6 protein-coding genes are annotated in these 11,067 nt (G+C 37.0%); 3 read left to right on the top strand and 3 right to left on the bottom strand.

Features of this window, described 5'->3' with window-relative positions; genetic code table 11:
• Nucleotides 1-90: 90 nt before the first annotated feature.
• The gene (locus QUG14_RS22070) at nucleotides 91-2,187 is read left to right on the top strand and encodes an LTA synthase family protein (RefSeq protein ID WP_289342597.1); all 2,097 of its coding nucleotides are present in this window, start codon (nucleotides 91-93) and stop codon (nucleotides 2,185-2,187) included.
• 39 nt (nucleotides 2,188-2,226) lie between these two features.
• Here QUG14_RS22070 and wecB read toward each other — a convergent pair whose 3' ends face one another.
• The 3 genes from wecB to QUG14_RS22055 all read right to left on the bottom strand — a co-directional run bounded on the left by wecB (nucleotide 2,227) and on the right by QUG14_RS22055 (nucleotide 8,397).
• Nucleotides 2,227-3,375, bottom strand: coding sequence for a non-hydrolyzing UDP-N-acetylglucosamine 2-epimerase (wecB, locus tag QUG14_RS22065; protein ID WP_289342596.1), 1,149 nt, complete (start codon nucleotides 3,373-3,375; stop codon nucleotides 2,227-2,229).
• Nucleotides 3,376-3,485: 110 nt separating this feature from the next.
• Entirely contained in the window at nucleotides 3,486-7,112 is a 3,627-nt protein-coding gene (locus QUG14_RS22060) for a bifunctional 2',3'-cyclic-nucleotide 2'-phosphodiesterase/3'-nucleotidase (protein WP_483310813.1), read from the bottom strand.
• 382 nt (nucleotides 7,113-7,494) lie between these two features.
• Nucleotides 7,495-8,397 carry a CPBP family intramembrane glutamic endopeptidase gene (locus QUG14_RS22055; RefSeq protein WP_289342591.1) on the bottom strand — a complete coding sequence of 301 codons (903 nt, stop codon included), beginning with the start codon at nucleotides 8,395-8,397 and terminating at the stop codon, nucleotides 7,495-7,497.
• Between the two features lie 291 nt (nucleotides 8,398-8,688).
• On the opposite strand from QUG14_RS22055, the gene QUG14_RS22050 reads away from it, so the two are divergent.
• Complete coding sequence (locus QUG14_RS22050) at nucleotides 8,689-8,991, top strand: DUF4359 domain-containing protein (RefSeq protein WP_289342590.1); 303 nt, start codon at nucleotides 8,689-8,691, stop codon at nucleotides 8,989-8,991.
• A 121-nt stretch (nucleotides 8,992-9,112) separates the two neighbouring features.
• Nucleotides 9,113-10,870, top strand: a complete 1,758-nt coding sequence (locus tag QUG14_RS22045; RefSeq protein WP_289342589.1) for a hypothetical protein — start codon at nucleotides 9,113-9,115, stop codon at nucleotides 10,868-10,870.
• The last annotated feature ends 197 nt before the right edge of the window (nucleotides 10,871-11,067 follow it).

Here is an 11,067-nt window from a genome sequence, read left to right as displayed (position 1 = left end):
TTTGCTTAAAACCTTAAATATTATATACTATATAGAAGTTAAAAATATGTTGGTTTTTGTCACTTTTTGTCAAACAAAGGAGTTCGAATATTGAATATAAAAACAAGAGATACAATATTATCCTTATTCATTACCGGAGTTCAATCACTAATTACGATTTTCATTATCGAGGTACTTTACCGGGGTGGTTTTGGTGCTGCATTTCAATGGACATTGGAATACACTAGACCTTTTACCTATAATTCCTTCCTATTGTTTTTATTATTAGCAAGTTTACATATCTTCAAAAGAAAACTTTATATTGTACTTTCCTTTATTTTAACAATTCCATTACTATTTCTTGGGCTTGCTTCGTATGTAAAACAGGGGATTCGCGGGGTACCTGTATTGCCTACTGACCTTAGTTTAGCTGCAGAGGCTAGAAGTATGGCCGAGTTTTTTTCAGGGACATTGTTATTTTGGACAATCGTTGGATTAATCAGTTTAACCTTAATCATGATGATCCTCGTTTACAAATTACCCAAGCAAAAAGGGACAAATCCAAAGAAAAGAATTACGTCACTTGTCATTTTAGTACTATTTGTTGTTATTTTTAGAATAGAAAGTACATCCGATACCACAATTCTTAAAAGAAAATTAATGATTATTTATCAAATGACCGATCAAAAACATACCTATCAACAAGACGGTGTTATCGGAGGTTTTGTCCAGAATCTGAAGTGGCTAAAAATGGAGAAACCCAAAGGTTATTCGGATACCGCGATTAAAGAAATAATCTCTGATACAGAGCTTTCTACTTATAGAAATGACAATGATAAGCCAAATATTATTATGATTATGAATGAAGCTTTTTGGGATCCAACAATAATGGAAAATGTTGAATTTAATAAAGATCCGATTCCATACTTTCACCAACTCGAAAACGAACAAAGTACAGGATCTCTGAATGTGACTGTATTTGGCGGGTCAACAGTTAATACCGAATTTGAAGCTTTAACTGGACTATCTACACAGTTTTTGCCATCTGGTTCAATTGCCTACTTGAACTTTGTAAAAAAACCACTGCCTTCACTGCCATACATTTTAAGGGAGCAGGGGTATGACACTACGGCAATCCATTCTTGGCATCACTGGTTTTATGACCGTTCCGGAGTTTACGAGGACCTAGGTTTCGATCGATTTATTAGTGTGGAATACATGGAAAAACCACAGCCATTTGGTCCATTTTTCCATGATAAGAGTGTCACAGATGAGATTCTAAAAAAATTAAATAAAGATAATGGCAATAAACCAAATTTCATTTTTGCTGTAACGACGCAAAACCACGGACCTTATACGACTGACCAGAAATTTGATTTTGCCAATATTGAAACCCATTTAAAGGGGGATGCATCGTTTTCGGACGAGGCAGAAAACATGTTGGAGGTTTATTCAGATAATCTGTCTGAAATCGATAAAGAGCTTGAACGATTAATTAACGAAGTGGAAGAGATGGATAAGAAAACGATCATTGTTTTATTTGGGGATCATCTCCCTTTACTCGGGAATGACTATCAAGTGTATCAAGAGGCAAACTTCTACAATGAAACGAAATCTTACGAGGAATATCTCAAAATGTATTCTACGCCGTTATTGATTTGGGATAACTTTTCCGGAAGAAAAGACAACTTAAATATTGGTTCCACCATGCTTACACCCATTATCCTGGATCGTGCTGGTATTAATGGGAATTATCTAACGAATTATTTACTTACCAAATATCAAAATGGCGAGTTTTCTAAAATCCCGAGGGAAGATTTCTTGGCCGAGGAACAAATTGATAACAAAACATTAAATGAATTACAAATGCTTCAATATGATATTTTATTTGGGAAAATGTATGGTATTGAAAAGAAAATCGAGGTTAGCAAGAACTACCGTATCGGTTACAATGACCCAAAGGTTACTAGTATATCAACTGGTAAACATGAAGGCGAGAAAGTTCATATTATCAAGGGGAATAATTTCACCTACAATAGTTTTGTATATATAAACGGAGTATCTGCCGATAAAGTTTCTGGAGATGCTACAAAAATTGTTATACCTTTTTCAAAAATAAAAGAGGGTGCAGAAATTATTGTCAAAGTAACAGATCAAAACGGAAAAATCCTCTCAAGCAGTAATAAATATGTGTACAAGAAAAGCTGACTGAATTTCATCCAGTCAGCTTTTTCCATTTATAACTTCTTAAACTTCGCCGAAATCGACAGGTTTTTCTCCTGTTAGGTTAAAGTGATAGAGTATTGCCTTAACAATTCTTTCAGAAGCATGTCCATCTCCATAAGGATTGGATGCTTTTGCCATTAAATCATGTGCATCAACATCTGATAAAAGCTCATCTGCTAGTTGGAAAATGGTTTCTTCATTTGTCCCAGCTAACTTCAAGGTACCAGCCTTAACACCTTCAGGACGTTCCGTTGTATCTCTTAAAACCAGTACCGGAACTCCCAAAGATGGTGCCTCCTCTTGAACGCCGCCAGAATCGGTTAAGATTAAATAGGCTCTAGAGGCGAAATTATGAAAATCGATTACATCTAATGGCTCAATTAAGTGGATACGGTTATTATCTCCCAGCACTCGATTGGCAATTTCTCGAACAACGGGATTCATATGTACGGGATAAACCACTTGTATATCTTCGTGCTTCTCCACTAATCTTCTAATGGCATGGAACATATTTTCCATTGGCTTTCCTGTATTTTCCCTGCGGTGCGCTGTCATTAAAACCAATCTGTCATTACCCAGTTTATCTAATACAGGATGGGAATATTCCGCTTTTACGGTTGTTTTTAGCGCATCAATCGCCGTGTTTCCTGTTACAAAAATCGATTCAGCCTGCTTATTTTCAGTTAAAAGATTTTCTTTCGATTGAGTGGTTGGAGAAAAGTGCAAATCAGCTAATACGCCTGTAAGCTGTCTGTTCATTTCTTCAGGATATGGAGAATATTTATTCCATGTCCGAAGTCCCGCCTCGACATGTCCAATTGGGGTCGAGTTATAAAAAGCAGCCAAACTTGCAACAAATGTTGTGGTGGTATCGCCATGGACTAAAACGATATCGGGCTTTACCTCCTGAAAAACTTTATTTAATCCCTCTAAACTTCGGGTAGTAACATCAATTAATGATTGACGATCTTTCATGATATTCAAATCATAATCTGGCACAATTTCAAATATTTTCAATACCTGATCAAGCATTTCTCTATGCTGTGCCGTTACGGTCACAATCGATTCTATTTTGTCATTATTTTTTGCCAATTCTTTTACGAGTGGTGCCATTTTGATCGCTTCAGGTCTGGTACCAAACACTGTCATTACCTTTACCTTGTTCTTCATATATACCTCCAAATGGATAATCATGGATTCAATAACATCTACATAATAACAAAATATATGTCGAATGGAAACAACCTTACCCCGATGGAGTAAGGTTGTTTATCAATCCATTATGCTTTACGTCTTCTGAAAATCATTGTGATTCCCGTTCCAACAGCAAGGATACCCGCTAATAATAGGTTATACATGTTAGATGCTGTATCCGGAAGTGGGTTAGCACCTGGTTTATCCGTACCATCCCCCGTACCTGGCTCAGCCGGCGGAGTAACTGGTGTATCAACAGTTGACTCTGTCGCATTTAAAATTCTGCCTTCGATAGCAGCAGTAATTGGTTTTTGCTGATCTTTTACATAGTTAACGAAAGTTTCTAAATCCGTTAACCATACTGTCCGGTCTTTACCTTCTTTTAGAATGGTATATCCATCTCCACCATCTGCCATAAAGTTATTAACCGCAATGGTGTACTCAGCTTTAGGGTCAATTTTTGAACCATCTGGAAGGAAAATATCTAGGACTTTTTCTCCTAATGGTTTTTCTACTGACCATGTGTATTTAAGACCAGATACTGCCATAATTTTATTTCTGTCTGCATTAAATTGCTGATTTAGTAATGTTCTAATTTGCTCACCTGTTAACTTCAAGGTCACAACGTCATTACCAAACGGCTGGATGGCAAACAATTCACCCCAAGTAATCGGTCCTTGATTTAAGTTATCACGAATACCGCCTGAGTTCATGAAAGCAAAGTCAGCCTTTGTAGCATCACGCATTCCATCTGCAATTAAGTTACCAAGAGCAGATTCACCCGCTTCATTTGCAGTACGGGTAATTTCAACAGCCGCTGTACCAACTTCTTCATTAATGATTGGTGCAATATCAGCCATGTACGCATCGAGTTGCGCTTGAACACCTTCATCTAAGAATTCTGGTGATTGGTAGGTTGTAACAATTTCTGCCGATTTTTCAACGATATCTTGTGTTTCAGGATCAATCGTTAAATCAATATCAGAGAATGCTGTTCCATAAGAATAAGATTGAACGAGTAATTTTCCATCAACGGTTGAATTCAAGTATTTATGGTCATGAGCACCAAAAATTACGTCAATTTCATCATCGATTTGGTTTGCAAAATCAACCACTTCACCAGTTGCGTTAGCTCCATCTGGATCTGATTTTCCTGGATTATGTGCAAGGACAACGATAGATTTAACACCTTGATCCTTTAGTTCTTTTGCATATTTGTTAATCGCTTCTACTTCATCCGTGAATTTAACTCCTGTAGTACCACTAGCAGTAACAATACTTGGTGTTTCAGTTGTAATTACACCGATAAATCCAATCTTCACTCCATCCACTTCTTTAACTGCATATGGAGGTAAAATTAAATCATTGGTCTTTTCATCTACAACGTTTGCAACAACGTATGGGAAGTTTGCACCTTCAAATTCACCATACTTGTCAGCAGTCGCTGAATGTGATCCACCGTCGATAAGGCGCATCATTTCCTTTACACCTTCATCAAATTCATGATTACCAAGTGTTCCAAGATCAAAGCCAATTTCATTCAAGAAACGAATCGTTGGTTCATCTTGTAATAGTGCTGATACTGGACGGCTTGCACCAACTGCATCTCCGGCATGAAGCATGATGGATTCTGTAGTATTTTGTAATTCTCTGTCCTTCAAATAACCGGACAAGTAAGCAATTCCACCTACAGGTTGTCCATTTACTTTTGAAGAATAATCTAATTGACCATGTAAATCATTAATCCCTAATAATTGAACATGAACGTTTTGATCTAATTCAAATAATTGATAGCCTTCTTTAGTTGTTGAAACTCCAAGGTCTTTTACATTTGGTGTAGTACCAAGATAATTTAGAGCCGCTGGTGTTGAGTTAAAGACTAATTTCGCAGGACCATCAACACGTGCAATTTTCCAGTTGTTATCTGGAGCAGGTGCGATTTCACCTTGTGCAGTTATGTAGTCCATAAGGATTTGACGATTTTCAAATGGTGAATCAACAACTACTTTAGCGTCCTTTAATTCAGCAAGTCCGCCGCTGCCGCCTGCACGATAGTTATTTGTCGCTACAATGAATTTTTGATCAGGGTGTACAGGTGTGCCATCTAACAATGTTAAATTAACGACCCGTTCACCTTTTGGCTTCGTAACATCAATTTCATAGTTAACCCCATCCATTACATCGTAATTGTATGGACGGAACTCATAATCTAATAGTTCTTGCGGTTCTGTTTTGTTCGGATCAATCGTGTTGAATTGTTCTGCTGATTTTTCGATCCAGCGCTTAACCTGATCTCCAGTAACTTCTACTGCTTTTAATGTATTATCAAACAAATACAAGTCAGCCGCACTCTTAATGGTTACATCACCTTTAGCGATGTCTGTATAATCGGCAATGCCGGCACGGCCGCCTTTAAATGGCGCTGCTGCCGAAAGTACAGGTACGTCCTTGTATTCAGGTGCATTGGTAGTAATCCACTTTTTCACGTAATCCATTTGTGCATCGTTTACAATTTGCGTAGATGCATCGTCCATTACACGAGTAAAGTAACTGTGCATTGGAATGGCCGTTTTACCAATTTTCCCACGTACATACTCAAGTGTGCCTTGATGTTCGGCTGCTACTGCATTCACAATTTCTTGGTCGAGTTGAGTAGTTGCATCAACTGGTTTGTTAACTGATTTGGAATTTGCTTTATCAACTGTCCATTTGCCGGTTTCATCTTGAACTAGAGCTAAATCTAGTACACCAAGGTTATTTCCCCAGAATCCTGCTTCAACCGCATGAACTCCGTTAATCGTGCCATGTTCTTGATCAATCCCAGGCTTATCTTTGAATGAAGCATCTTCAGGGAATTTTAAGTGTGCATGGCCGAATAGCATTGCATCAATTCCAGGAACTTTTGTTAAGTCGTAAACAGCATTTTCTGCTGCTTCTTGTCCTTCTACAGCAATATCACAGCCCGAGTGTGCAATCGCTACGATTACGTCAGCACCTTTTGACTTCATTTCTGGGATGAATTTATTTGCTTGTTGAACAATATCCTTTGCAATGACTTTTCCAGTTAGATTATCTTTGTCCCACTGCATAATTTGCGGAGGTGCAAAGCCAATTACCCCTACTTTAATAGTAGATTTATTGCCTTTATCATCGATAATCTCTTTATCTAGAATTTGATATGGAGTGAAATAGTTTTCATCATTTTCGGCATTGCCATCTTTATCGTCATGGTAAATGTTAGCGTTTACAACTGGGAATTCAACCTCTTCTAAAACATCGTTAAGATAGTCTAGTCCATAGTTAAACTCATGATTCCCAACAATTGCTGCGTCATAATCTAAATAATTCATTGCCTTGAAGATTGGATGAGTATCATTCGGTCCTAATTTATTTACCTTTGCTACATAACTAGCAAGTGGATTTCCTTGAATCGTGTCACCAGCATCAAAAAGCATAGAGTTTGGAGCATCAGACCTCGCTTGCTTGATAAGTGAAGCCGTTTTGGCTAACCCATAGTTAATGTTTACATCTGTATCTTTGAAATAATCATATGGCATTACATTGGAATGAAGATCAGTAGTTTCTAAAATACGAAGAGTAGCTGTACTAGTTACTGTCGCCTCTGCGCTCACATTACTTGGTAAAGCATTTAGTGGAACCGTTGTAAGTGCGAGTCCAGAAGCCAGTAATCCATTAAGAACACGTTTCTTCATGTTTCTTTTTATTTTTCTCTTCACACTATATCCGCCCTTCGACAAAATATTTAGTATTGCAAAATTATTCTACTAGGATATTTGATAGTTTCATAGTCTTTTTTTGTAATTTTTTTGTATTTTTTCTGTTAATTTTTAAGACTTTTCCCCTAAAGAAAGCACTTCCAAAATGGTGCAAGCGTTTGAACCACGAATAATTGGAAACTTTTTTTAAAATTCATCCGTATTTCAAGAAAAAAACCTTACTCTATTAAATCTAGAGTAAGGTTTTATCACCAAGCGTCACATCATAGACAATTATACAAATATATTACAATCAAATTAGGAGAATAATATAATACTAAATTGAAGAGGTTACCAGTTTTAGGTAACCTCCTCTACTTTAATTGGCTATTTCATCTGAGACGACCATTTCAATCGACTTTTTCATCTGCTGCTTCTTTTCTAATGCTAGAAAAATTAAGTATATAGGTAAAAGAATCAACGCTACGATTTCGACAATATAATCAAAGTAATACCAGGAAATGGTTGCAAGGATATCGTAAACTGCATGCACGAGAACAGTTAACCAGAGATTTCTCGTCCATAATAAAATCAACCCAAAAAGTAAGCCCATATTCGTAAAGGTTACAATGGCACCAATTTCATATTGCCATGATTGAACTGAATTTAATGTATGATCAATCCCAAATAGTACCGAGGTAATAAATAGCGCAAGCATAACAAAGATATCACGCCGGCCTTTTTCCCAGCGCCGTGGAAAGACCTTTTTAAAAAATAGAAGGATTAGAATGATATAGGCCAATCGCCAAACCTCTTCTAGTCCGGCAAGGATATCGGTAAAAATATCGTACCCAATGCTATCTATTTCACCGACCACATCCCACATCTTGTCGACAGGTTCCATGAATTCGCTAGGTTCCATTTCCTCCTCATCAAACGTTGCCACTGATGTATACTCTTCTACATATTGTTCATAATCCTCGCTAAAATCCTGAAAGGCGTAAGTTGAGTAAATATTAATGATTGTACTGCCAAGAATAAAAAGCAAGAAGGCACCAAGAAATTGACCTATTAGCTGCACCTTTGTTTTTGGTATACCAGTCTTTAGTCTTTGGTGAAGTTTCAATCCGACAAAAAAGGAAGACACCATAATGGCATCATATATGGTACCAGCTAAAAGGCTATAACCGCTTAAATAGAGGATAATTTCGACCCCGATTGTAATCGTAAGGAGTGCAAGCAAGAGCCTTTTCGAAACAGGCTTTGTTAAATTAGTAGTCATTATCTTCATTCCCTGTTCTATGAAATAACTGCTGCAAATCTATTACTCACCTTATCTTCCTAAAAACTGTACAGCTACCATTCCTAACCCATTGAAAAACAGCAGGAAAAGTAAGCACGCAACAACCCATTTCCATTTTCTCGACACGGACTTATCTCCTTTACGTTAATTAGTACTAATTTAACATATTAATAGCGGTGTAGCACGAAGGATTTATATTTACAATGAAATCCTCCCCCTTTATACTTAACTTATGTAAATATTACCAATAATTAGAATAGGGGTTGAAAAGTGAAAAAGATCATTTCTATTATCCTATTGATAGTCATTTTATTTGTTTTATCACAAACAAATCCTGGTCGTTCAGCATACATAGAATGGATCACGGGTGAAGCGATGGATCAATCTTCTACTATACTTGAAAAAGGACTTCTTTCGTTAGCAGGTGAAAAGGTTTTTGATATGGGAACAACGGAAACAGATTACTTCATTTTTTCAGTCTATAAAACAGATTTTTCCGAAATTGGCCTTGGAAAGGTTACCTGTGTAGGGGTCTTTAATAAATTTATACCTGTCTCTAAAAGTGAAAAATAAGAAGACCAAACCGGCCGCCTTGGCTATTTGGTCTTTCTTATTATACATACTCCAATCAAGTCGATGTACCGTTCATCTGACTGCATTACCACCTATGATTTAATGAAGGGAGATTAGAGCAGTGAGTGAAAAATCAACTAAAGAAGATTTGGAAAAGCTGTACTTACAAATTTTACATCAGAAAAAAAAGGCAGAGGATACTGGAAAGGTGACGGACTTTTTTAAAGAGGTGTTAGACTTCAATAAGAATGCCTTAAATGATGAAGGACTTACCTTTATACTAAACACTCTCGAACATTTCCAAGATCATTCAGTTTTTCACGAATTATGGAAAATGCTTGAAGAACATCCTATTGCTTATGAAACCGTCATTGAGTTTATCAACCTGAATCAAGACTACACAGATTTAATAGAGGTATATCTTAATGAAAAATTCAAACTTACTAGCGTCGACGATATTTTATACGAGATCAATAGACTACTAGCTTTTGCTCCATATTTAGTTAAGAATCGCCGTTTCCAGGTGTTTGCCATCCAAAAGACAGCCTATGCCGTCGGCGATTCCCCTGATATTTTTAAGGCTGCAACAACGGTAAAAGAATTTAAACCTACCAACTCAGAAGTTGATTTCACTCATGTAAAAAATAAAATGATGGAGTTTTCGATCATTGCTGTATTAGATGAGATTGAATTTAAGAGTATTACACTCGAAGATATTGATACTTTTGGTCAGTTAACAGCGGAAAGACTTAACGCAATAGCTTTAAAGGATAGTCGAATCATTATCAAGTACAGAATGATGATGGCCCTTTCTGAAATTTTCAGCACTTCAACCGTTTCTGTGTCACTCGTTTTGAAACAGTTACCTCCTCAAAGCAGGGAGGAACTTAGAGAGGTTCTAAAAAATATTCTTGGGAATAACCTTTCTTCAAAGTATTTTCACCACATATTAGCTGCGTTTGATAATGAGGAAGGCAGTTATCATTATCCTCAATTATTTGCGTATTTGAGTAAAAATGCAGATAAAGAGCTTATGGTATTGTTTATTAAGTGGAGTGCGAATAACCTCCGGATCGATCACCACTATCATCGCGGACTGAAGAATTATTTAAAAACCCATCCAAGGTCGGTTTGGAAAAATAAATCGGGACGAAAAGAATTAGAAAGCATCCCTTCTAGCAGTTTTAGAAAAATAGTAAAAGAAGTTAAAAATGAAAAAGCACCCCCCCTCATTAAGTTAGTAAAAAAGTATGGTGTCCAGTTCGCCATTATTTTGCTTACTCTTGGGGTTGGAAGCGGACTATACCTTGGTTATGACCTCTTAGCAGACAAAAAGAATGTCGCCGCTTTTTCGAAAACAAGTAAACCTTCAGCAACAGGCCAAGTTGAAACAAAAAAAGCTGAACCTGAATTAGAGCCATTTAAAAAATGGGTAGGTGAAATTCCATTCATTTTCAATGTAAATGGAGAACAGCAGAAAATGACTTTTGGACAAGCAAATCCTGATGGTGGTAAAACGCTCGTATTAACAGACAGCCAAAATAATGAAACCTCTTTTGATTTGGTGATCAACTCAGAGGTTACACCATTTGATGAAAAAGGTGTTCTAAAAGATGGGATTTCCCTCTATCATGCAGAACATGATTTCGATGGTAATGGTAATCCAGAGATTGTCATTATGGCACTCAGCCAAACCTATGAATCATTTGTATGGGTATACAGCCCAATTTCCGAAAATGGAAGTATAGGTCTCCGTGCAGATTTAACTTTAAAAGGAATGTCTGATGCGAAACTGGCCGGCAATACCCTCAAGATCCTAGTCGACCATGGCCAATCAGAAACATACAGCTTCATAAATCAACAATTTGTGAAACAATAAATTAGTAAAAAGAGCATTCCTGGTCCGGGAATGCTCTTTTTGCTGTCTGCCTGAGAGGGGGAGAAGTGTCCATACCAGGTGGACAGTGTCCACGGGTGGTGACAGGCACCGTGTTTCTACCACTTCTTTAAAAGAATTCTAAATCTACATATAATTTTCACAATTTAAACTTGATTTCGACAAACTTCAACAATATT

Origin of the sequence: Neobacillus sp. CF12, assembly GCF_030348765.1 — a bacterium.
GTDB lineage: Bacteria > Bacillota > Bacilli > Bacillales > Cytobacillaceae > Neobacillus.
The sequence above is the reverse complement of the archived record's forward strand: the minus strand, read 5'-3'. Positions and strand labels throughout refer to the sequence as shown.